Annotated in this window: 19 protein-coding genes and 1 pseudogene; 13 read left to right on the top strand and 7 right to left on the bottom strand. The window is 73.0% G+C overall.

What is annotated here, in order from left to right; genetic code table 11:
• Positions 1-412: 412 nt before the first annotated feature.
• The 6 genes and pseudogenes from AB0C96_RS24875 to AB0C96_RS24850 all read left to right on the top strand — a co-directional run.
• A pseudogene (locus AB0C96_RS24875) lies at positions 413-661 on the top strand (amino acid ABC transporter permease); the annotation flags it as partial.
• A gap of 80 nt (positions 662-741) precedes the next feature.
• Positions 742-2,643, top strand: a complete 1,902-nt coding sequence (locus AB0C96_RS24870) for an FAD/NAD(P)-binding protein (RefSeq protein ID WP_362919939.1) — start codon at positions 742-744, stop codon at positions 2,641-2,643.
• 286 nt (positions 2,644-2,929) lie between these two features.
• The gene (locus AB0C96_RS24865; RefSeq protein WP_362919938.1) at positions 2,930-3,748 is read left to right on the top strand and encodes a DUF1684 domain-containing protein; all 819 of its coding nucleotides are present in this window, start codon (positions 2,930-2,932) and stop codon (positions 3,746-3,748) included.
• 277 nt (positions 3,749-4,025) lie between these two features.
• The gene (locus tag AB0C96_RS24860) at positions 4,026-4,925 is read left to right on the top strand and encodes a S1 family peptidase (RefSeq protein ID WP_362919937.1); all 900 of its coding nucleotides are present in this window, start codon (positions 4,026-4,028) and stop codon (positions 4,923-4,925) included.
• Between the two features lie 192 nt (positions 4,926-5,117).
• Positions 5,118-6,143: an SPFH domain-containing protein gene (locus tag AB0C96_RS24855; RefSeq protein ID WP_362919936.1), complete on the top strand. Its 1,026-nt coding sequence runs from the start codon at positions 5,118-5,120 to the stop codon at positions 6,141-6,143.
• Between the two features lie 662 nt (positions 6,144-6,805).
• Entirely contained in the window at positions 6,806-7,879 is a 1,074-nt protein-coding gene (locus tag AB0C96_RS24850) for a S1 family peptidase (RefSeq protein ID WP_362919935.1), read from the top strand.
• 438 nt (positions 7,880-8,317) lie between these two features.
• Here AB0C96_RS24850 and AB0C96_RS24845 read toward each other — a convergent pair whose 3' ends face one another.
• From AB0C96_RS24845 to AB0C96_RS24835, 3 genes are all read right to left on the bottom strand, one after another.
• A complete protein-coding gene (locus AB0C96_RS24845) occupies positions 8,318-8,758 on the bottom strand; it encodes a subtilase-type protease inhibitor (protein WP_362919934.1) in 441 nt (146 codons plus the stop codon).
• Between the two features lie 441 nt (positions 8,759-9,199).
• Positions 9,200-9,523, bottom strand: a complete 324-nt coding sequence (locus tag AB0C96_RS24840) for a nuclear transport factor 2 family protein (protein WP_362919933.1) — start codon at positions 9,521-9,523, stop codon at positions 9,200-9,202.
• Complete coding sequence (locus AB0C96_RS24835) at positions 9,520-10,551, bottom strand: DUF3533 domain-containing protein (protein WP_362919932.1); 1,032 nt, start codon at positions 10,549-10,551, stop codon at positions 9,520-9,522. The genes AB0C96_RS24840 and AB0C96_RS24835 overlap by 4 nt, the downstream gene beginning before the upstream one ends.
• 288 nt (positions 10,552-10,839) lie before the next feature.
• On the opposite strand from AB0C96_RS24835, the gene AB0C96_RS24830 reads away from it, so the two are divergent.
• Complete coding sequence (locus AB0C96_RS24830; protein WP_362919931.1) at positions 10,840-14,388, top strand: DNA polymerase III subunit alpha; 3,549 nt, start codon at positions 10,840-10,842, stop codon at positions 14,386-14,388.
• Positions 14,385-15,458 carry a hypothetical protein gene (locus AB0C96_RS24825; RefSeq protein WP_362919930.1) on the top strand — a complete coding sequence of 358 codons (1,074 nt, stop codon included), beginning with the start codon at positions 14,385-14,387 and terminating at the stop codon, positions 15,456-15,458. Before AB0C96_RS24830 ends, AB0C96_RS24825 begins: the two co-directional genes overlap by 4 nt.
• Here AB0C96_RS24825 and AB0C96_RS24820 read toward each other — a convergent pair.
• The gene (locus AB0C96_RS24820) at positions 15,449-16,117 is read right to left on the bottom strand and encodes a pyridoxamine 5'-phosphate oxidase family protein (RefSeq protein ID WP_362919929.1); all 669 of its coding nucleotides are present in this window, start codon (positions 16,115-16,117) and stop codon (positions 15,449-15,451) included. The two genes, AB0C96_RS24825 and AB0C96_RS24820, sit on opposite strands and share 10 nt — an antisense overlap.
• Positions 16,118-16,466: 349 nt before the next feature.
• On the opposite strand from AB0C96_RS24820, the gene AB0C96_RS24815 reads away from it, so the two are divergent.
• Positions 16,467-17,318 carry an alpha/beta fold hydrolase gene (locus tag AB0C96_RS24815; protein WP_362919928.1) on the top strand — a complete coding sequence of 284 codons (852 nt, stop codon included), beginning with the start codon at positions 16,467-16,469 and terminating at the stop codon, positions 17,316-17,318.
• 69 nt (positions 17,319-17,387) lie between these two features.
• Here the strand turns inward: AB0C96_RS24815 and AB0C96_RS24810 are convergent, their stop codons facing one another.
• Positions 17,388-17,975 carry a TetR/AcrR family transcriptional regulator gene (locus tag AB0C96_RS24810; RefSeq protein WP_362919927.1) on the bottom strand — a complete coding sequence of 196 codons (588 nt, stop codon included), beginning with the start codon at positions 17,973-17,975 and terminating at the stop codon, positions 17,388-17,390.
• Between the two features lie 132 nt (positions 17,976-18,107).
• Here AB0C96_RS24810 and AB0C96_RS24805 point away from each other — a divergent pair, with 132 nt between their 5' ends.
• The gene (locus tag AB0C96_RS24805; RefSeq protein ID WP_362919926.1) at positions 18,108-18,590 is read left to right on the top strand and encodes an SRPBCC family protein; all 483 of its coding nucleotides are present in this window, start codon (positions 18,108-18,110) and stop codon (positions 18,588-18,590) included.
• An 89-nt stretch (positions 18,591-18,679) separates the two neighbouring features.
• On the opposite strand, the gene AB0C96_RS24800 is transcribed toward AB0C96_RS24805, so the two are convergent.
• Positions 18,680-19,957, bottom strand: a complete 1,278-nt coding sequence (locus AB0C96_RS24800) for an APC family permease (protein WP_362919924.1) — start codon at positions 19,955-19,957, stop codon at positions 18,680-18,682.
• A gap of 86 nt (positions 19,958-20,043) precedes the next feature.
• On the opposite strand from AB0C96_RS24800, the gene AB0C96_RS24795 reads away from it, so the two are divergent.
• Positions 20,044-20,511 (top strand): Lrp/AsnC family transcriptional regulator, encoded by a 468-nt coding sequence (locus AB0C96_RS24795; RefSeq protein ID WP_362919923.1) that lies wholly within the window; start codon positions 20,044-20,046, stop codon positions 20,509-20,511.
• Between the two features lie 78 nt (positions 20,512-20,589).
• Here the strand turns inward: AB0C96_RS24795 and AB0C96_RS24790 are convergent, their stop codons facing one another.
• Positions 20,590-21,621 (bottom strand): lytic polysaccharide monooxygenase, encoded by a 1,032-nt coding sequence (locus tag AB0C96_RS24790; protein ID WP_362919922.1) that lies wholly within the window; start codon positions 21,619-21,621, stop codon positions 20,590-20,592.
• A gap of 441 nt (positions 21,622-22,062) precedes the next feature.
• Between AB0C96_RS24790 and AB0C96_RS24785 the strand changes: the two genes are divergently transcribed.
• Together AB0C96_RS24785 and AB0C96_RS24780 are read left to right on the top strand one after the other, a co-directional pair.
• On the top strand, positions 22,063-22,275 hold the full coding sequence (locus AB0C96_RS24785; protein ID WP_362919921.1) for a hypothetical protein: 213 nt from the start codon (positions 22,063-22,065) through the stop codon (positions 22,273-22,275).
• Between the two features lie 148 nt (positions 22,276-22,423).
• Entirely contained in the window at positions 22,424-23,107 is a 684-nt protein-coding gene (locus tag AB0C96_RS24780) for a class I SAM-dependent methyltransferase (RefSeq protein WP_362919920.1), read from the top strand.
• The last annotated feature ends 10 nt before the right edge of the window (positions 23,108-23,117 follow it).

Genomic DNA, 23,117 nt, shown 5'->3' with positions numbered 1-23,117 from the left:
AAGCGAGACAGGCGAGACAGGAGGGAGAGCGAGACAGACGAGACCGGTGAGACCGGCGGGAAAGTGAGACAGCGGGAAGCGGGAGAGGCGCAGAACCGCGTGACGGCCCGGCCGGAACGGCGAACGGGCTCGGGGCAGGAGGTCAGCTCAACAGGACGACGACCACACACGACCGAAGTCGATGTGGTCGCGGGTGACCAGGTGCTGACATGCGTCCATGGACCTAAGTGGAACAGGCATCCGTTTTGGCGTCAACCGCTAGGTGATCCCTCGCTCACAGCGCGGACGGCCTTGACAGCGAGGCGTGTTCACTCCGTAGCATCGAGAACCGGTCGTGCTGAGGGGCGCGGCCGGCAACCCGTGTGAAGGCGCCGGAGTCTGTGTTCGCTCTCGGTAACCACGGAGCTTCCGCATGCCTTCCGACACCCTCGACGCCCCCGCCCCGTCCGCCGCGGCTCCGGGCCCCACCCCCGCACAACCGGCCGCCTTGCGCATCGTGCCGCGCCGCCGCACCGGCCAGTGGGCGGTGGCCGTCGCCGTCCTCGCCCTGCTGGCGCCGGCCGCGACCTCCGTCGTCCGCAACGACGCCTTCCAATGGGACGTGGTCGCCGACTACTTCCTGACCGCCGCCGTGCTGCGCGGCCTCGGCCCGACCCTCTGGTACGTCGTGGTCACCTCCGTGCTCAGTGCCGGCCGGTACGTCGTCGAGCGGCACTACGCCCGTGGAACGGCCGGTGCCCGATGAGCCGGTCCTCGAACCCCTCCGCACGGCCGTCCGTGGTCATCGTCGGGGCCGGGCCGCGCGGCACCGGGCTGATCGAGCGGATCGCCGCCAACGCCCCCGAACTCCTCGGCGAGACGCCCCTCGACCTGCACCTGGTCGATCCCCACCCGCCCGGCGGCGGCCGCATCTGGCGGCACGACCAGTCCCCGCTGCTGTGGATGAACTCGACGGCCGAGGACGTCACCATGTTCACCGACGCGAGCGTCGAACAGGACGGGCCGGTGCGGCCCGGCCCCTCGCTCGCCGCCTGGGCCCGCGCGGTCCGGGCCGGCCGGATCACCGTCGATCCCGCGCTGGCCGGGGAGGTCGCGGCGCTCGGGCCGGGCGACTTCGCCGGCCGCCGGCTCCAGAGCGCCTACCTGAGCTGGGTGTACGCCCAGGCGGTGGCCGCGCTGCCACCCACCGTCACGGTCCATGAACACCGGCGTAGGGCGGTACGCGTGTCCGGCCCGCGCGACGGCCGCCAGCGGGTGTGGCTGGCGGGCCGTCGGACGCCCCTGCCCGCCGATCTCGTCGTCCTCGCCCTCGGCCACCTCGAATCCGAACTCACCTCAGAACAGCAGGAGTTGAGCGACTTGGCGGCCCGCCACGGGCTGACCCACCTGCCGCCCGCGTTCACCGCCGACAGTGATCTGAGCGCCCTGCGGCCCGGCGAGAAGGTACTGGTCCGCGGCTTCGGGCTCGCCTTCGTCGATCTGATGGTGCTGCTGACCGAGGGCCGCGGCGGCAGCTACACCACCGGCCCCGACGGGCAGCCGACCTACCGGCCCTCCGGGCGCGAACCCGTGCTGTACGTCGGCTCGCGGCGCGGGGTGCCATACCACTCCAAGCTCGGCTACGGGCCGGGCGGCGAACGGCCCCCGGTGCCGCGCTTCTTCGGGCCCGACCAGGTCGACGCGCTGCTCGCCCGGTCCGGCGGGGTCGACTTCCGGCGCGACGTCTGGCCGCTCATCGCCAAGGAGCTGGGATTCGCCCACTACCACCGGCTGTTCACCGCCCACGCCGAGCGCACCCGGATGCCCTGGAAGGACTTCGAGGAGGAGTACGCCGCCGCCGACCCCGGCAGCGCCGCACTCCGGGCCCTGGTCGCCGCCGCCGTCCCGGACCCGGCCGACCGCCTCGACCTGGAGGCCATCGACCACCCGCTGGCCGGCGTCCGCTACCCGGACGGCGAGGCGCTACAGGCCGGCCTGCGCGGCTACATCGAAGCCGACCTCGCCCGCCGCCACGACCCCGCGCACAGCCCCGACCTCGCGGTCTTCCTCGCCCTGCTGTCGGTCTACGGCCAGCTGACCAGGATCGGCGACTGCGGCCCCTGGTGGCACGGCTTCTTCAGCTACCTCGCCTCCGGCCCGCCCGGGCCACGGCTGCGGCAGCTGCTCGCACTGTCCCGCGCCGGCGTGGTGCGCTTCCTCGGCGCCGACCTCACCGTCACCGCCGACGAACGACGTGGGGTGTTCCGCGCCGAAAGCGCCAGCGTGCCGGGGGAGTCGGTGGAGGCCCGGGCGCTGGTGGAGGCCCGGCTGCCGGAACCGACCGTCCGGCACACCCGGGACGCCCTGCTGCGCACCCTGTACGCCGAGGGCGCCGCCGAGACACCGGCCGGGCTGCTCGCGGTCCGTGCCGCCGACGCGCGCATCCTGGACCGGGCCGGCCGCCCGTACCCGCGCCGCTTCGCCCTCGGCCCGCACACCGACGCCCGCTCCGGCAGCGCCTTCGCCCGACCCGGCACCAACGCCCCCGCCTTCCGACAGAACGACGCCACCGCACGGGCCCTGCTCACCTTCCTCCGCGACCGGGCCACCCGACCCAAAGCCGTTCCCGAGACCGCAACCGTCCCCGAGGGAGCCACCCGATGAGCACACCCGGCGCCGTCGTCGAGATCCGCTCCGTCCACAGGAGCACCACCATGATCGTCGTCACCCGGTCGTCACCCATGAGATCGGCTTCGCCGCGAGGTGGCCGATACCGTCGTCTTCACGGACGGCGGACGGATCGTTCGACAGGGCCCGCCTCGTTCGACAGGGCCCACCTCGTTCAACAGGGCCCGCCCGGCGACGTCCTCGACCGCCCGCGCCACGGGCGCACCAAGTCCTTCCCCTCCAAGGTCCGCTGAGCACGTCTCCGCAGAAGGGTTCACGGTTCATGAGCAGCAACGCACTCCAGGAGTGGCAGGACTGGCGCGAGCGGCGTACGGCCGCCGTCTCCGCGCCCTACGGCCCGCTCGCGCTGACCGGCACCCACTGGCTGGCCGACGCTCCCGGCGGCCGTGTCGCGGGGCTGCCGGGCCTCTGGACCGAGGAGGGCGAGGCGGTCATGTTGTGGGCCGCCGCCGCGGACGCGCTCACCGTCGACGGCGAACCGGCCGTCGGCGATACCCCACTGCCTGGACGGCGTGGGAGGTGCCCCCATCGGCTCGGCCAGGACACCGACCCCGCGGCCACCCGCGTGGCACACGGCGGGCGGCATCTGTTCGTGCTGCGCCGCGAGGGCCGGTGGGCGGTGCGCGACTACGACCCGGACGCCCCCGCCCGCCGCGCGTTCGCCGGGATCGAGGTCTACCCGCACGACGAGCGCTGGGTGCGGCCCGGCCGGTTCCGGCCGTATGCACAGGGCCGCACCCTGACGGTGCTGCACGCCGACGGACAGCGGCGCGGCCTCGGCCTCGCCGGTGAACTCTCCTTCACCCTCGCGGGGGACGAGCACACCCTCCAGGTCGCGGTGGAGGGCGACGGCTCCCTGTGGGCCGTGCTCGCCGACGCCACCAGCGGTACCGACAGCTACCGCTTCCGCTTCCTGCGGCCGCCCGCGCCCGCCGCGGACGGCACCGTCACCGTCGACTTCAACCGCACCCTGCTGCCTCCCTGCGCGTTCGCCGACCACTTCCTGTGCCCCTTCCCGCCGCCCGGCAACACCCTGTCGATCGACCTGCCCGCGGGGGAACGGAACCGCATCGTCCGCTGATCCGTCCGAGTTCCGACCGAGGGGGTCAGCGCCGCCCCGGTGGCCGCCACGACGGCTGCCGGGGCGGAGTGCGGCACCAACTGCCCCCGCGCTAACGGGAGATGTCCGGCGCGAGACATTCGTGAATCCCTCTTGCGCGGCGGGGGTGACGCACCCGAGACTCCGCTCAGCGCTTGTCAGGGGCACGCAGAAACGTATGTGCGGATTCCCGCGGGCCCTTCGGCTGCGCCTCACCGGGCTGCTCACCCGCGGCCCCCGATCCCCCTCGGAGGAATCAGTGAGGAACGAGCGCACCACCCCCCGCAGCGGCAGAGCGAGACGCACCCGGCTGATCGCCGTGGCGTCCGGACTGATGGCCATCGGTGCCGTCGCCGTCCCCACCGCCAACGCCCAGAACCCCACCCCCGCAGCGACGTTCAGCGCGGCCCGGCTGTCGGCCGCCGGTGACGCGGTCCGGGCCGCGGACGTGGCCGGTACCGCCTGGCGGGTCGACACCACGACCCACACCCTGGTCGTCACCGCCGACCGCACCGTCTCCCGGGCCGAGATCGCCAAGATCCGGCGGGCCGCCGGGAACAACGCCGCAGCGGTCCGCATCGACCGGGTCGCGGGCACCATCCGCAAGTACATCTCCGGCGGCGACGCCATCTACGCCCCCAGCTGGCGCTGCTCCCTCGGCTTCAACGTCCGCAAGGGCAGCACCTATTACTTCCTGACGGCCGGTCACTGCACCGACGGCCAACCGCCCTGGACCACCGGCTCCGGCGCCACGCTCGGCAACACCGTCGGCAGCAGCTTCCCCGGCAACGACTACGGCATCGTCCAGTACACCGGCTCCACCTCCCACCCGGGCACCGTCGGCAGCCAGGACATCACCAGCGCCGGCACCCCGAGCGTCGGCCAGTCGGTCACCCGCCGCGGCTCCACCACCGGCATCCACAGCGGCAAGGTCACCGGCCTGAACGCCACCGTCAACTACGGCGGCGGCGACATCGTCTCCGGACTCATCCAGACCACCGTCTGCGCCGAACCCGGCGACAGCGGCGGCCCCCTCTACTCCGGGAGCACGGCGCTGGGCCTGACCTCCGGCGGCAGCGGCGACTGCACCTCCGGTGGCACCACGTTCTTCCAGCCCGTCACCGAGGCGCTCAGCGCGTACGGCGTGAGCGTCTACTGACGACGACCGGCTGATCCGCGCGCAGACGTCCTGCCGGCGCCCCGGGCCCGGGCCCGGCAGGACCTGGGTCCCCGTCCGCCGGCGGACGGGGCCCGGCCGCGCCCGTCGCGAGCCTCGACCCCCCTCCGGCCCGGGCATACCATGGAAAGCAGCCCGATTCGGACGGCATACGGCACACATCAGGGGGCCGTGATGGTCGAAGAACTGGTGGCAGCCGGGGTGGCACTGGGGTGCGCCGGCGTGGTCTATTTCATGGCGGCGGCCCGCGTGGTCAAGCAGTACGAACGCGGTGTGGTGCTCCGGCTGGGGCGGCTGACCTCCGCGGTGCGGGAGCCCGGCTTCACCATGATCATTCCGGGTATCGACCGGATGCGTAAGGTCAATATGCAGATCGTCACGATGCCGGTACCCGCCCAGGAAGGCATCACCCGTGACAACGTCACGGTCCGGGTCGACGCGGTGGTCTATTTCAAGGTCGTGGACGCCGCCGACGCGGTCGTCCGGGTCGAGGACTACCGCTTCGCGGTCTCCCAGATGGCCCAGACCTCGCTGCGGTCGATCATCGGCAAGAGCGAACTGGACGACCTGCTGTCGAACCGCGAGAAGCTCAACCAGGGCCTGGAGCTGATGATGGACAGCCCGGCCATCGGCTGGGGCGTGACCGTCGACCGGGTGGAGATCAAGGACGTGTCGCTGCCGGAGACCATGAAGCGGTCGATGGCCCGCCAGGCGGAGGCGACCCGGGACCGGCGTGCCCGGGTGATCAACGCCGATGCCGAGTTGCAGGCGTCGAAGAAGCTGGCCGAGGCCGCCGCGGCGATGTCCGACCAGCCCGCGGCGCTGCAACTGCGGCTGCTACAGACCGTGGTGGCGGTCGCCGCCGAGAAGAACTCCACGCTGGTCCTGCCCTTCCCTGTTGAGCTGCTGCGGTTCCTGGAGCGCTCCGGAGGGCAGGCGCCGACACCGACCGAACGGGCCGAGGCGGAGGCCGCGCGGGAGCGCGTGGCGCGGTCGGCCCCGGTTCCCGAGGAGTCGGCCGTTTCCCAGGGGTCGGCCGTTCCTCAGGGGTCGGTAGTTCCCGAGGGGTCGGTAGTTCCCGAGGAGCTGGCCGCTCCCGAGGAGCCGGCGGTTCCTGAGGGGCCGCCCCTCGGGACCCGCGCCGGGGAGGAGCCACCGCCGGTGCTGGAGGAACTCCCGAAGGTGGAGAACCTGCCGTAGGGGGGTGGTCCGGTAGGTACCGGTAGGTGGTGGCCCGGTAGGCGGTGGTTCCGGGGGCCTGGATCTTGGCCAGGTCTTGGTCCCCTGGGCGTTGGTCCCCTACGTGGTGGTCCCTAGGGAGTGGTCGCGGGGCGTGACGTGGGGCCGTAGGGGGGTGGCGAACGCATCCCGTAGGGGGTGTGAGGGCCCCCTGCGGAGCCACAACGGGGTGGGGTCGGGCGATATTCCTGCGGCTCGCGATACGCAGCACGCAGTGCCAGTTCTCACCCATCTCACCTACCTCACCCATCTCACTCGCGCCCGCCCGCCCGCGCTTCCTCTCCCTCCCTCCCAGGGGTCCGTTCCGGCCACTCCTGGTTCTCACAAACGGTCTCGGCCCCGATCGCTCCGCATGCCCTCTGATGTCCGCACTCAGGATCTGGCGGCGCGGACAGCGGTGTGGCGACCGTGTGACGAAAGCGTGAACTCCCGTATGTGAGACCGGAACTCGGTCTTGTGCACGAGTGAGGCGGATGGGAATACTCGGCTCCGCACGTTGGCATGGACGCGACTCCCCGAGCGCTGTCTTGCGGGGCGGATCCGTTCGTGCCCCGAACACCTCACTCTCCGGGCCCGTGCAACTCCCCACAGTCCGGGCCCATCCCCCCACGGGAGGCTCTGAGTTGAAGCACCGACGCATACCCAACAGGCGTGCCCTGGTGGCGGGTGCGGGAGCGCTCGCGCTCGCTGCCACGGCCACCGTCACCCTCGCCAACGCCCAGGCGGCCCCGGCCCCCTCCACCCCCACGCTTGCCAAGCTGACCTCCGCCGCGGCGTCCACCCTGGCGTCCCAGCTCAAGGCCGGCACGGCCGGCGCGTTCTATGACGCCAAGGCCCGGAAACTGGTGGTCAACGTCGTCAGCGAGGCGGCGGCCAAGGCGGTACGGGCGAAGGGCGCCGAGGCCAGACTGGTCAAGCACACGCTGGCCCAGCTCGACGCGGCCCGGCAGACGCTGAAGACGAAGGCGACCATCCCCGGTACGGCCTGGGGGATCGACCCGCAGACCAACAAGGTCGTGGTGACCGCCGACCGCACGGTCAAGGGCGCCAAGCTGGACCGGCTCACCAAGGTCACCAAGAGCCTGGGTGACAGGGTCGAACTCCGGTACAGCAAAGGCGAGTTCAAACCGTTCATCGGCGGCGGCGACGCGATCTGGGGGAGCGGCGCCCGCTGCTCGCTCGGCTTCAACGTCGTCAAGGACGGCCAGCCGTACTTCCTGACGGCCGGTCACTGCGGCAACGCCGTCAAGAGCTGGTCCGACCAGCAGGGCGGCTCGGAGATCGCGACCACCGAGGACTCCAAGTTCCCCGGTGACGACTTCTCGATCGCCAAGTACACGGGCGACACCGAGCACCCGAGCGAGGTCGACCTCTACGACGGCAGCACCCAGAAGATCACCAAGGCCGGGGACGCCACGGTCGGTGAGAAGGTGAAGCGCAGCGGCAGCACCACCCAGGTGCACGACGGCACCGTCAAGGCGCTCAACGCCAGCGTCAACTACCAGGAGGGCACGGTCGACGGTCTGATCCAGACCGACGTCTGCGCCGAGCCCGGTGACAGCGGTGGCGCGCTCTTCGACGGCGAGACCGCGCTCGGTCTCACCTCCGGCGGCAGCGGCGACTGCTCCGGCGGCGGCGAGACCTTCTTCCAGCCGGTGCCGGAGGCCCTTCAGGCCTACGGGGCGCAGATCGGCTGACGCGTACGGTGCATGACGGGCCGGTGCCGGCCCCTGGACGCCCTCGACGCCCGGGGGCCGGCACCACGGTCCCGGCCCGCCGGGTCGGGCGCCCTTGGGACGGTCGCCCTCGGAGCGGTCGTCCTTGCGTCCGTCTCCTTCGGGTCCGTCGTCCTTGGGACTGCTGTCCGTGGTGTCGTCGCTCATCCGATCCCACCGCCTGCCGTCCACCACCCACCGTCCACCACCTGCCGTCCACCACCCACCACCTGCCGTCCACCTCCCACCGCCTGTCGCCTGCGCCTCCGGTCACCGGTCACCGGCCACCGGCCACCGGCCTCTGGCACCGGCCACCGGAGGCCCCCGGGGCCGGAGCCTCGGGTCGAACGTCCTCGGGCTGAACGTGAAGATCCCCGGGCACCGCCGTCCGGTGCCCGGGGATCTGGTCAGGGGTCGCCGTCAGAACTCGAAGACCGAGCCGCTGCCGCCGGCCATTGTGCAGGCGTTGGCGAATGTGTACGTGTACGACACTCGCTTGCCCTGCCACACGCCGTCCGCGGTGACGACGATCGGTGCCCATTCCTTGGTGCACAGGCGGTCCGAGACGGTGCTGGTCACCGTGCCGAAGTCGCCGGCCGCCGCGCGCAGTTCGGCGCAGGCGCCTCTCGGGTTCGGGTGGCTGCCGGTTGCCACCGGCGTACAGCTGAGCGTCACCGCACGCTGCACCGTGGCGGTCGCGCGGCTTTCGCCCTGGCCGACTGTCAGCACCAGTTCCGTCGGCGCGTACAGGCCTCCGGATCGCGCGGGCTGCGCCGGTGCGGCGGCGGCCTGGGCGGTGGTGGCGAGGGTGCCGAGGACCAGGGCCGTGCCGAGCGCGATCGCCCCAGTGATGTACCGCATGACGAACACTCCCTTGTTTGCGGGTGCAGATGCCGGACGGGAGTCTGGCCCAACCGCACTCCGAAAGCATCCTGATCGCGCGCCGGCCGATCGCTTTGAGTCGTTGGGTGAAAGCTGAGTGTAATGGCGCGAACAAGTCGGAGGTCGTGCGGGGGAGTCGGGGAGAAAGTGTGTGCGGCCAGCCCGGATGCCGTGGCCGTCATGCTCGTGGCAAGAGCCGATCGCGCCCGGAAGGGAGGAATCCGGCCGCCGACCGGCCGTTCGGGCGGGTTTCGATCTCCGTCGATTGGCTGAAGAGGGGGGGCGGAGGCAGCCTCCGACCAGCCCGGCCCGGCGGTCGGGGTAAGAGACGTCGGCCCGCGGACCGCCTTACAGGCCCGCCACGGCCCGGCGATCGGCCACCCGTTGGCGGACGGATGCGGTGCCGGCGGGGTGGGGCGCTCAGGCCTGTCCGGTCTCGAAGCGGCTCACCTTGCCGTTCGCCACCGTGAACTGCCAGCTGGTACGCATCTCGCCCCAGGTGTCGTTGCGATAGTTCGCCACCAGGGACAGCCCGTCGTCGGACTCGGACTGCACCTCCATGTGCCCGCGGGAGCCGAAGATCTCGCGGTCGGTCCACTCCCGCAGGTTCCGGTCCGAGCCGTCGTCGGACATGGTGGCGTCGGGCGTGAGCGCGGCGAAGAACGCCTGCTCGTCGTTGGCGTTGAGGGCACTGACCAGGGCGCGTACCGCGGGGTGGGAGAGCCGGTCGACGGGGACGGTCATGTCTCTGCTCCTTTTTTCCGGAAGACCGAGAGGATCAGGGTGAGCGCGGTGCCGCCCACCGCCCAGGCGGAGAGCACCAGGAGGGGGCCGGTCACGGCGGTGCCGTGGAAGTAGGCGAGTGAACGGGCCGTCCAGGTGCCGGCGCCGGGCGGCAGAGCCGGCCCGATCGCCCGCCAGAAGGGCGGCAGCAGGGGGTAGGGGTAGGCGCCGCCCGCGCTCGGGTTGCCGAGGATGACGATCAGCAGGATCGCCAGGCCGATGCCGATGATGCCCAACAGGGCCTGGCAGGCCAGGGTGGTGGCGCCGACCGCGAAGACGATCAGGGCGCCCAGGCCCCACAGTCCGACGAACGTGCCGGGCAGTGCGTCCAGGACCGGGCCGACGATGATCGCGCCGGCCAGTCCGGCGGCGACCGCGTACAGGGTGAGCGCCGCCAGTCGGATGACCGCCCGGTGCCCGTTGGAGGGGCGCGCCCCGGCGCTGATCGCGAGGATCGCGGCGCACAGATAGCCGCCCACGCACCAGCCGACGACGAGGTAGAAGGACGTGAGGCTGCGGCTGTCGCCCGGTGCGGCGGGCGCGACGTCCACGGTGCGCACGGTGCGGTGCTGGGCCTTCTCGGCCGCGCGGACGATCAGTTCGACGGCCTGGGAGAGGGAGGCGCCGCCGCCGCTGGCGACCAGCAGCCGGTCGGTGGTGCCGCGCGGGTCGACGATCAGGGCGCCGTCGATCGTCCGGTCGGCGATCTGCTGTCGTGCGGCCCGCTCGGAGGCGACCGGGTGCGGGTCCAGGGGGGAGCCGGGCAGCTGGTCCAGCGTGTGGACCAGCGGACCGCGGGCGGGCTGGGGAGCGACCACGGCGAGCGGGACGTCGGTCGGCTCGGGGTGGTGGAAGGCGCCGGTGTACGAGGTGATGAACGCGATCATCAGGCCCAGTACGCCGAGCACCAGCAGCGAGGCGTGCGGCGTCACCGCGCTCTTCACCTCCCCGCGGAAGGTGGTGCGGGTGCCGTCGTCCGTCGTGGCCATGCATCGCTCCTCGCCGCAGGGGCGACCGCGATGGGCAGGGGCGACCGCCATGAGCAGAGGCGACTGCGATGCGCAGAGGCGACTGCCGATGTGGGGCTTTTGCTCACATATCTTGCGATCGGTGGCCGGGTGTCGCAGATCGGGCGGGGCCGATCGGGGCTGCCGGTGAGGCGGGAGAGGTCGCTCGGCGTGGCGTTCGTACGAATGTTCGATCGACGGGTTATGGTGGAAGGGAGGAACGAGGGACACAGGTCAGCCAGGGGGCGGATGAGGTGCAAGGAGGTGCGGGTGCCCGGGTTCACGCATCTGCACACCGCTTCGGGGTTCTCCCTGCGCTACGGCGCCTCCCATCCGGAGCGGCTCGCCGAGCGCGCCGCCGAGCGCGGTATGGACGCCCTCGCGCTGACCGACCGGGACGGGCTCTCCGGGGCCGTACGCTTCGCCAAGGCCGCCGCCGAGGCCGGTATCCGGCCACTCTTCGGTGGCGAACTCGCCGTGGCCGGACGTGAGCCGGGGCCGGCGGCCGGCGCGTCCGCCACGCGGCCGCGCACCCCGGTCCGCGGCGGCGCCTTCCTCGACGAGTCCGCCGCCCGCGCGGTCTTCCTGGCCCGTGACGGAGTGGCCGGCTGGGCCGCCCTGTGCCGGCTGGTCTCGGCCGCCCACGCCGGGCGGACCGAGCAGCCCCTCCTCCCCTGGGACGCCCTGGAGGCCGCCCCCGACGGACTGACCGTGCTGCTCGGGCCGGACTCCGACGTCGGCCGGGCGCTCGCCGCCGGCCGCCCGGACCGCGCCGCCCGGCTCGTCGCCCCCTGGCGTGATCTGTACGGCGAGGCGCTCCGCCTCGAAGTCGTCGACCACGGCCGGCCCGGCAGCGGCCCCGGCTCCCCGCGGCTCGCCGCCCGCACCCTCGGCTTCGCCGTCGACCAGGGCATCCGCGCCGTCCTGACCAACGCGGTCCGCTACGCCGACCCCGGCCAGGGCCCGGTCGCCGACGTCCTGGACTCCGCCCGCCGCCTGGTGCCGGTGGACCCGCACCGCCCCGAGTCCTGGGACAGCGGTGAACGCTGGCTCAAGGACGCCGCCGCGATGGGCCGCACCGCCGAGCGGATCGCCGAGGCGGCCGGCTTCCGCCGCGGCCTGGCGCACCGACTGCTCGCCATGACCGAGGAGACCGCCGGGGCGTGCGTGGTCGACCCGCAGGACGACATCGGGCTCGGCCGGATCCACTTCCCCGAGCCGCGACTGGTCGGCGCCGAGCACCGCACCGCCGCCCGGGTGCTGCGCTCGCGCTGCGCCGCCGGCATGGTGCTGCGCGGCTACGACCACGACCGCGCACGCTGGGCGCGGCTGCACGACGAACTGCGCACCATCGAACGGCTCGGCTACCCCTCGTACTTCCTGACGGTCGCTCAAGTCGTGGATGACATAAGGGAGATGGGTATACGGGTCGCGGCCCGTGGGTCCGGTGCCGGGTCGCTGGTCAACCACCTCCTGGGTATCGCGCACGCCGATCCGGTCGAGCACGGGCTGCTGATGGAGCGCTTCCTGTCCGAACGGCGGGCGGCGTTGCCGGACATCGACATAGACGTCGAATCCGCCCGCCGGCTGGAGGTCTACCGCGCGATCTTCGACCGCTTCGGCACCGAGCGGGTTGCCACGGTCTCGATGCCCGAGACCTACCGCGTACGGCACGCCGTACGGGACGTGGGCGCCGCCCTGGGCATGGACCCGGCGTTGGTGGACCGGCTCGCCAAGGCCTTCCCGCACATCCGCGCCCGTGACGCCCGGGCGGCGCTGGCCGAGCTGCCGGAGCTGCGCGGGGTGCGGGAGGCCGGCACCGAACGGCTGTGGCAGCTGGTCGAGGCGCTGGACGCGCTGCCGCGCGGAATCGCCATGCACCCGTGCGGGGTACTGCTGTCGGACGCCACCCTGCTGGACCGCACGCCCGTCGTGCCCACCAGCGGCGAGGGCTTCGCCATGTCCCAGTTCGACAAGGACGACGTGGAGGAGATGGGGCTGCTCAAGCTCGATGTGCTGGGCGTACGGATGCAGTCCGCGATGGCCCATGCGGTCGCCGAGATCGGCCGGGCCACCGGGCACCGGCTCGACCTCGACGACCCCGCACAGGTGCCGCCCGGCGATCCGGCCACCTACGACCTGATCCGCTCGACCGAAACGCTCGGTTGCTTCCAGATCGAGTCGCCCGGCCAGCGCGACCTGATCGGGCGGCTGCAACCGGCCACCTTCCACGACCTGGTCGTCGACATCTCCCTGTTCCGGCCGGGGCCGGTCGCCGCCGACATGGTGCGGCCCTTCATCGAGGCCCGGCACGGCCGGAAGCCCGTCCGCTACCCGCACCCCGACCTGGAGGAACCGCTGCGCGAGACCTACGGGGTGGTGGTCTTCCACGAGCAGATCATCGAGGTGCTGCGGATCATGACCGGCTGCGCGCGGGACGAGGCGGACGAGAAGCGGCGCGCGCTGTCGGACCCGGAGCTCCAGGGCCGGGTGCGCGTCTGGTTCGCCCGGCGTGCCGAGCAGCGCGGCTACGGGCCCGACGTGATCGCGCGCACCTGGGAGATCGTCGAGGCCTTCGGCTCGTACGGCTTCTGCAAGGCGCACGCGGTGGCCTTCGCGGTGCCCACCTACCAGTCCGCCTGGCTCAAGGCGCACCACCCGGCCGCCTTCTACGCCGGGCTGCTCACCCACGACCCGGGGATGTATCCGAAGCGGCTGTTGCTGGCGGACGCCCGGCGGCGCGGGGTGCCGGTGCTGCCGTTGGACGTGAACCGCTCGGCGGTCACCCACCGGATCGAACTGGTGTCCGGTGGTTCCGGTGCGGAGGGCTCCCGGGGGAGCTGGGGACTGCGGCTGGCCCTCTCCGACGTCCACGGCATGAGCGAGGCCGAGGCGCGGCGGATCGCGGCCGGGCAGCCCTACCACTCCCTCCAGGACCTGTGGCAGCGGGCCCGGCCGTCCCGCCCGGTCGCCGAACGCCTCGCCCGGGTGGGCGCCCTGGACGCCTTCGGCGCGAACCGCCGCGATCTGCTGCTGTACGTCGCCGAACTGCACCACCACGGGCGGCGCGCGTCCGACGGCCAGTTGACGCTGCACACGGACGACCGACCGGAGCGGGCCGCACCGGTCGAGCCGGTGGGGCTGCCCGACCTCACCGACGTCGAACGGCTCAGCGCCGAGCTGGGCGTCCTCGGCATGGATGCCTCCCGCCACCTGATGGCCGATCACCAGGAGTTCCTCACGGAGCTGGGCGCCGTCCCGGCCCGGCTGCTGCAACGCGCCCGGCACGGCGAGACGGTGCTGGTCGCCGGGGCCAAGGCGGCCACCCAGACGCCGCCGATCCGCTCCGGCCGCCGGGTCATCTTCACCACCCTCGACGACAGCACGGGGCTGGTCGACTGCGCCTTCTTCGAGGACAGCCACGAGGCCTGCGCGCACACCGTCTTCCACTCCTGGCTGCTGCTGGTGCGCGGTACGGTCCAGCGGCGCGGGCCGCGCAGCCTCAGCGTGGTGGGCGCCGCCGCCTGGAACCTCGCCGAGCTGGCCGAACTCCGTCGTACGGGCGGCTTGGAGGCGGTCACCGCCCGGCTCGCCGCGGAGCCGGACCGGGCCGCGGCCGGCGCGCACCAGGGGCCCGGACCGGGTGCGCCGGCCGGCGAAAGCGCCGACGGGGAACCCGAGAAGGTGGCCGCCGGGGGCCGCACCATCCGGCTGGAGACCGGCTATGAGCTGCACCCCTGGGCCGACCTCCAGCCTCCGGGCGAACGCGCCGCCACCGGCCGCAAGCTGTGGCACTCCAGCCCGGGGAGCGCGGGATGACCCCCGGCGTCGGACCCGCCGTGCTGCCGGAGCCCCCCGGTGCCCCGCGGCTGCCGGGCGTGCTCCACGTACGCTTCGCCTCCGCAGACGGCACTCCGGTCGGCGCCGGCCAGTTCGAGCAACTGCTGCGGCTGCTGGCCCAGTTCACGCCGACGGTCGAGGCGCTGCCCCCGGACGCCGCACTGGTCGACGTGCGCGGTGCGCTGCGCTACTTCGACCGGGACGCGGAGGGCATCGCCGAGCTGATCCGGCTGCGCGCGCTGGTCTGGCACGGCGTGCGGTGCACGATCGGGGTGGGCGCCAACCCGCTGCTCGCCCGGATGGCGGCCCAGGGGGCGGCGCCCGGAGAGACCCGGGCCGTCCCCGACGACGCCGAGGCCGTCGCGGCCTTCCTCGACCGCCGGCCGCCCTCGGCGCTGCACGGCGTCGGCCCGGCGACCGCACGCGCCCTGTCCGCGTACGGGCTCGACAGCATCGGCCGGGTCGCCGCCGCACCGCCTGCGACCTTGCAGCGCATCCTGGGCGCGAAGACCGGCCGGGTCGTCCACGAGCGGGCCCGCGGTATCGATCCGACGCCGGTGGCGCCCAACGCCGCCGCCCGCTCGATGGGCGCCGAACACCGCTTCGCGCACGACGAACTGGACCCGGTCCGGCGCCGCCGGGCACTGCTCTCGCTCGCCGACGGCCTCGGGGCCCGGATGCGGGCGAGCGGGCAGGTGGCCCGCGCGCTCACCCTCACCGTGCGCTACGCCGACCGCTCCACGACCACCCGCACCCGGCGACTGGACGGGCCCACCGCACACGGGCCCGCCCTGACCGAAGCGGCCTACGCACTGCACGCCGCGCTCGGACTCCAGCGGGCCCGGGTGCGGTCCGTGGCGCTGCGGGCCGAGGACCTGTGTCGCGCCGAACTCGCCGCGCGGCAGCTGACCTTCGACCCGTCCGACGACAAGGCGCACCGCATCGAGGCGGCCGTCGACCGGGCCCGGGCGCGCTTCGGCGCCGCGGTCGTACGGCCCGCGGCCGCCCTGGGCGGCAGCAGCCCGCGGCGGGACCGGCCTCAGCCGTAGAGCCGCTCCGCATACCGCGGGCCGTAGTGCTCCTCCAGCTCCGCCAGCGACCGGTCCTTCGCCTCCAGGCTCTTGACGATCCGGGCCCGCGAGGGCAGCGCGTCCGGCTGCCAGGTCTCCGGATTCCACAGCTCCGAGCGGAGGAAGGCCTTCGAGCAGTGGTAGAAGACCTCCTCGACCTCCACCAGCAGCGCCAGCCGCGGGCGGTTGCCCCTGACCACCAGCGCGTCGAAGAACGGCGCATCGCGCAGCAGCCGGGCCCGGCCGTTGATCCGCAGCGTGTCGCCGCGCCCCGGAAGGACGTAGTTCAGCCCGACATGGGGATTGCTGAGGACGTTCACGAGCCCGTCCAGGCGCTTGTTGCCGGGGCGGTCCGGTATCACGAGCGTGGTGTCGTCCAGGACGTGGGTGAAGCCCGCGGGGTCGCCCTTGGGCGAGGCGTCGCAGCGGCCCTGCGCGTCGGCGGTGGCCAGCACGCAGAACGGTGAGCGCGCCAGCCACTGGCGGTCGAGCGCGTCCAGCCGGCGGCGGGTCTTGTTCGCGGCATGGGAGGTGGGCACGCCGATCAGCTCGCGCAGCTCCGCCTCCGAGGAGACCTCCTCGATCCCGGTCAGATCCGCCGCTCCTGCCGTTCCTGCCTCTCCTGCCGTTCCCGCCATCCCCGTTGTTCCCGCCGTCCCTGCCGTTCCCGCCGTCTCCATCGGCCTCTCCCCTCGGTCGCACGCCTGGTCAACCTGCTTTCGACTCTAGGCGAAGGGTCTGACACCCGCTCGGGTGCGGTGTCGGAGTGGTGCGCGGGACACGGCGCATGCACAGAACGGGCGCTGCGGACCCCGTACGTACGGTGAGGGTTCAGTGCAGTTTCCTTCACCGTCACACCGCTGGTCCGCCGTGCTTACCCGGCCGTAACTTACTTGCCAGTCAACTGCGTTGGCCCTTGCGATCCGGATCGCAGGTGAACGGCTCACCGAGCACTTCGGCGTCCCCTCACCCCGCAAGGAGCATCGTATGAAGCTGCGCTGGTCACGAGCGCTCACCCTCCTCCCCGCCCTCGCCCTGGCCCTCGGCGTCACGACTCCGCCGGCTGCTGCCGGCACCGCCGCCGTCGGCAGCGGTTGGAACGACTACTCCTGCAAGCCGTCGGCCGCCCACCCCCGGCCGGTGATCCTGGTGCACGGCACCTTCGGAAACTCCGTCGACAACTGGCTCGGCCTGGCGCCCTACTTGGTGGCCCGCGGCTACTGCGTCTTCTCGCTTGACTACGGCCAACTGCCCGGCGTCCCGGTCTTCCACGGCCTGGGGCCGGTCGACGCCTCCGCCCAGCAGCTCGCCGCGTTCGTCGACAAGGTACTGGCCGCCACCGGGGCGCAGAAGACCGACCTGGTCGGCCACTCGCAGGGCGGCATGATGCCGCGGGTCTACCTGAAGTTCCACGGCGGTGCGGACAAGGTCAACACCCTGGTCGGGCTGGCCCCCGACAACCACGGCACCGACCTGGACGGGCTGACCCACCTGCTGCCCTACTTCCCCGGCGCCGAACGGTTCCTGGAGCACCTCACCCCCGGGCTCTCCGACCAGATCGTCGGCTCCGACGTCCTCGACCGCCTCAACGAGGGCGGCGACACCGTCCCCGGGGTGCACTACACCGTCATCGCCACCAAGTACGACGAGGTCGCCACGCCCTACCGGACCCAGTTCCTCGACGGCCCCGACGTCCACAACGTCCTGCTCCAGGACCTGTGTGCGATCGACATCTCCGAGCACGTCGCCATCGGCCTGGCGGACCGCGTGGCCTTCCACGAGACGGCCAACGCCCTCGATCCGGCCCACGCCACCCCGACCACCTGCACCTCGACCTGACCGGGAGTGCGGCCCGTCACCCGCAGAGGGCCGGGCCGCACTCCCCTCGGCAGTCAGCAGGTCAGCAGGTCAGCCGGCGGCCAGCAGGGCATCGGTGCACTCCTCGGCCAGTTCCTCGGCGTGCGCGGGCAGCGGTTCGCCGCCGCGCAGATGGCGACGCACCAGCGACAGCGGAAGATCGATGATCGCGAGCGACACCCGCTCCAGGCCCAGCCTGCCGTGCACCCCCAGCGCCCCCGCCAGCGCCGCCACAGCCGCCCTGACCTTCATGTTTCCCTCGTCGGCCCGGCGCAGATGGTCCTCCGACCAGTCGTCCCGGCCGAATTCGTGTGCCCCGTACAGCAGCAGCGCGGCCTCCCGGGGGTGCTCCCGGCTCCACGCCACCACGTGCCGGGACGCCGCCCGCCCGCCGGCCCGGGGGTCGTCCGCGGATTCCAGGGCCTTGAAGTAGCCGTCCTGGAAGTCCTCGACGGTCCGCAGCCACACCTCCGCGAGCAGCGCCGGCCGGCCGGCGAAGCGGTGGTAGAGGGAACCGCTGGGCGCACCGGCTGCCGCCGCGACCGCGGACATGGTGACACCGGAGGGGCCGTGCTCGGCGGCCAGTCGTACGGCGGCGTCGAGGAGCTGTGACATGTCGAAACGCGGTGGCCTGGCCATGTTCTAGAGGGTACTCTCCAGTATATTAGAGAGGCATCTCTAGAACGGCTACCGGGGCGCGCCCGGGCGGGTCCGGCCGCCCCTCGGGGCCTGTCGGGCGTGCCTCGGGAACGAGGCGGAAAGGGCTGCCCCATGGGCGTCTACAACGTGCACGAACGGGTGCTGCCGGTGCCCGGGGTCGAGGTCGGTGGGCTGCTCGACGGCCTGGCCGGCGACGACGACCTGCTCTGGCCGCGCCGCGACTGGCCCCCCATGCTGCTCGACGGCCCCCTGGCGTCCGGTGCGACCGGCGGGCACGGCCCGGTCCGCTACACCGTGGCGGCGTACGTTCCGGGCCGATGGGTCCGCTTCACGTTCAGCGGGCCGCGCGGCTTCGACGGCTTCCACGAGTACACCGTCCACCCGCTCGGCCCGGACCGCACCCTGCTGCGCCACACCCTCGCCATGCGCGCCCGCGGGCCGGCCCGGCTCACCTGGCCGTTGGCCTTCCGCCACTTCCACGACGCGGTCCTGGAGGACAGCCTGGACCGCGCCGAACGCGTCTGCACGGGCACCGTCGCCAGGCCCGCCCGATGGAACCGCTACGTCCGCCTGCTGCGCCGCCTGAGCAGATGACCGGCCCGGCCGTGCCGCCACCGCGCGCTGCCTGGCGTCGCTGTCTGACGTCGCCGTCTGATGTCGGGATCTGACGTCGGGATCTGACGTCAGACCCTGACCCGACGCAGCGTCAGGAAGCCGAAGGCGGCGCACGCGAGGACCGCCGGGATCACCAGCAGCCACCCGCAGAAGGCCAACACCGTCGCGGTCAACAGGGTGCTCGCGACCGCGCCGCACCACAGGGGAGTGCGGCGCGGCAGCAGCACCAGCGCGGCGGCCAGGCCGGCGAGGGTCACCGCCGCCAGACAGGTGGCGGTGGCCCTCATCAGGACGTCCAGATCGGCGTGGCCGAGGCCGGTCACCACCCCCAGCAGCACCGCCGCCCCGCCCAGCACCGCGAGGGACCGCCGCGGCACCTGACCCGGCGCCCCGCCCTTGGCCAGCCACCGCGGCGCCGCCCCGTCCCGGCCGAGCGCGGCGCCGAGCCGGGAGGCCCCGGCCAGGTACGAGTTGACCGCCCCGAACGAGAGGAAGAGCGCCGCCACGGCGGCCACCGGGCGGGCGGCCGGGCCCACGCTCAGGGCCAGCAGCGCGGTCAACGGGGTGTCGGTGTCGGCCGCGGCCGGCCCCAGCGCGCCGATCGTGGCCACCGCCAGCCCCAGGTAGAGCACGGTGATGACGGCGAGCGTACGGCGCGTCACCCGCGGCAGGTCCCGCGCCGGATCGGCGAACTCCCCCGACAGATGACTGGCCGCCTCCCAGCCGGCGAACGCGAAGAACAGCACCGAGGCCGCCGAGCCGACCGAGGTCCAGCCGCCGGGCAGGAACGGGGTGAAGCGCTCCGCGGACACCTCGGGAGCGGCGGCCAGCACCGCGCACAGCAGCACCGCCGCCAGCAGCCCGCCGAGCAGCAACTGCACCCGTCCCGACATCCGCAGCCCCACCGCATTGGAGACCAGCGACCCGACCAGCACCGCCCCGGCCACCGCGGCCGCACCCGTGTGGCCCCAACAGGCCGCCCCGGCCACGTACGTCCCGCCGATCCAGGAGGCCGACACCACGCCGATCGGCACCGCCCCGTAGAACCACCAGCCCACCACCGCCGCGGCGCGCGGCCCGATCGCCCGGTGGACGTACGTGGCCACGCCCCCGCCGTCGGGGAACCGCGCACCCAGCGCCGCGAACGAGGCGGCCACCGGCACGCACATGGCCAACAGCACCACCCAGGCCAGGAGCGAGGCCGGGCCGGCCGCGGCGGCGGCCAACGACGGCAGGGTCAGGACGCCGGGGCCGAGCACCGCACCGGCGCACAGTGCGGTGCCGCTGCCGATGCCGAGCCGCCGTACAGGGGCCCGTTCAGATGCGGCAATGGATGTCTCTTGCACGGTCACAGTCGCAGAAGGTAACCGTCCACCTGATCAAGCAGGCGCCTCACCGAACGAAATTCGGTCCATGCGCCACCATGGGGGCCATGGACGACATTGATTCGGCGATTGTCCGCGAACTACAGCGCGATGCACGGCAGACCAACCGCGAGCTGGCCCGCATGCTCGACATCGCGCCCTCCACCTGCCTGGAACGGGTCCGCGCACTGCGCGCCCGCGGGGTGATCACCGGCTATCGCGCCACGGTGGACCTGCGCGCCCTCAACCGGCCCGTGCAGGCGCTGCTCACCATCCGCATCCGCCCCATGAACCGCGAGGTCATCGAGCGCTTCAAGACGTTCCTGACCGCGCTGCCGGAGGTGCTCAGCATCTACGTCGTCGCGGGCGGCGACGACTTCCTGGTCCACGTCGCCGTCCCGGACGTCGACCGGCTGCACGCCCTCCTGATGGACCAGGTCTTCAAGCGCCGCGAAGTCGTCGACTGCCGCAGCTCGGTCATCTACCAGCACGTCGCCAACGACGTCATCGAGCCGCTGCCGCCGAACGGCCCATGACGACGCGCCGCCGTCCCCCGAGGCGAGGAAGGACACCCCTGGGGACGGCGGCGCGCGTCGAGGCCGTGGCGGGACGGGTCAGCCGCGGTGGCGGGCGGCCTTGCGACGGGTGGTGGCGAACAGCACCGCGGCACCCATGGCCAGCACGGCCGCGCCGGCGACGGCCATCGGGGTGGTGGAGGCGTCACCACCGGTCTCCGCGAGCCGCTGCCCGTTGACCGGCCTGCCGGCCCCGTCGGGCCGCGCCGCGTTGCCGCTGCCCGCCCCGGCGCCCGCCGCCGGTGCCGCACCGCCCTCGGCCACCGGCGCACCGTCCCCGGCCGCCGGTGCCGCACCGGCGTGGCCACCCGTGCCACCGGCCTGGTGGGTGTGCTGGCTCATGTCCATCGACGACTTGTCGGCACCCGCCGCGATCTGGCGGTCCGTCGGTGCGGAGGCGGTCGGCGCCGGTGCCCCGGCCGCAGCGCCGGACCGGCTCTTGCCGAACACCACGTCCGAGCAGGTGTAGAACGCCTCCGGGCTGTCCGACCGCTGCCAGATGCTGTAGATCAGGTGACGCCCGGACCGTGCCGGTACCTTCCCGTCGAAGACGTACGACCCGTTGGTCAGCTTCGGGTCGGTGACCTTCACGAACGGCTTCGACTCCAGGTCGGACCACTTCAGCGGCTTGGTCGGGTCGTAGCCGGCCTTGGTGAGGTACAGCTCGAACGAGCCCTTGTGCGGGGCGGTGGCCCGGTAGCGGAACGTGTGGTTGCCGGCCCGCATGGCCGACGACGGCCAGTCGGCGCGCGGCAGGTCCAGGCCTTTGTACTCGGCGTTGCCGCCGCTGCACAGCTTGCCGTCCGGGATCTTCTCCTTCGACTTCCCGCCGGCGTTGCCGTCCCGCACCCCGTTCCAGTCGTACAGCGCCTGCGCCCCGCCGACCTGCACGGCGGCCTTGCACGCCGCGGACTTCGGGCTCTCGGGCCCCTCCGCGTAGCAGGCCGAGACCCGGCTGACCGGGTCCGACATCGAACCGTGCGCAACGGCCGGGCTCGCGGTGAGCGCGGTCAGCGCCAGCGGGGCGATACCGACCAGTGCGATCCCGGTGGCCTTACGACGAGCGGTCATCGTGGGGGTCTCCTTCATCAGTCTCATCAGGTGCGTCGACCGGGGGTCAGGGGAGGGCGGCTGTGGAGCGTGGGGGGTCGGGATGCGTCTGCCTGCGCCGTCCCCCGGTGAACGGCGCAGACGACCCGCAACGCCGCCTTGTGCACCGCACGCTAGCCCCGCTGAGCAGCGGATTTGACGCGTCAACGGCGATCGGGACGATCTTTATGGTGCCCTTAAGGAGCCGCTAAGCGGGGGGATAGGAAGAGGGGGCGAAAGGGGCTGCCGTGACCAGGAGTTGAGTCGAGGGCCGCCCGCGACAGTCCGCGTCGGTCCACCTGGATTCGCCTCCGTTTGTCGGCTGCCTTCACCGACCGGCCCCCGGCTCTTCCGGCCAGTTCACGCGCAGTCGGGGTCGAAAATGCGAAGCGGCCGGACTGTGGTTGGCGGCATCCTGGAGCCATGAGTCGCTGGAAGCCGCATGACAACTGGCACACCGATCTCGCCGGCCTCACCGTCGAGCAGCTCCGTGAGCGCCGGGCTTTTGCTGCCCGGCGCGCTCAGGACGCCGCAGCGCGAGGCATGGGCCGCAACCCCAAGGCTGCCCGTGACTGGCGCACGAAGCTGCGCGCCGTCGAGGACGAGCTCCTGAGGCGTGGCGCAGAGGATGCGTAGCCATGAGCGAGCGTCCGGCGCCGTTTGATCCGTAGCTCTCTTCGGATCGGTCGACGGCCGTCGACACCGGCGGCAACCGCCGCCACGTGCGGCCCGAGGTGGCTGGGCACCGGGGGCGTTGTCAGTGGTGGCTGGCACCATCGGGAACATGACCAGCAACGCCCCCGCCGACCCGGCCCCGCAACCCCTCGACCGACCCGACGCCGCCTACTGGGAGACGGCCGCCGCCACCTTCGACGACGAACCCGACCACGGTCTGCGCGACCCCGACGTCCGTGCCGCCTGGGACGCACGGCTCCGCTCCTGGTTGCCGTCCCGGTCCGCCCACGTCCTCGACCTGGGGTGCGGCACGGGAAGCCTCGCCCTGCTCGCCGCCGAGCAGGGGCACCGCCTCACCGGCGTCGACCGGTCGACGGCGATGGTCGAGCGGGCGCGCGCCAAACTCGCCGGGCGGGACGCCGCGTTCCTGGTCGGCGATGCGGCCGAACCACCCGTGGGGGAGCGGCGGTTCGACGTCGTCCTGGCGCGCCACGTGGTGTGGGCGCTGCCCGATCCGGCCGCCGCGTTGCGCCACTGGGCCGGTCTGCTCGCCCCCGGAGGCCGGCTGGTCCTGGTGGAGGGCCGCTGGGGCACGTCCGACCCGACCGGCCTGACCGCGGTCGAACTCACCGGACTCGTCGGCCCGTTGGTCGCACACACCGCCGTGGAGGACCTCTCCCGCGACCCGGTGCTGTGGGGCAAGGAGGTGTCCGACGAGCGCTACGCCCTGATAGCCGACCTCCCGCGCCGGCCCGCCGGCGTGGTGGCTCCACCGCGTGTCACGCCGCGGTGACGAGGTGCCC

This window comes from Streptomyces sp. NPDC048506 (genome assembly GCF_040651315.1).
Classification (GTDB): domain Bacteria; phylum Actinomycetota; class Actinomycetes; order Streptomycetales; family Streptomycetaceae; genus Streptomyces.
The sequence above is the reverse complement of the archived record's forward strand: the minus strand, read 5'-3'. Positions and strand labels throughout refer to the sequence as shown.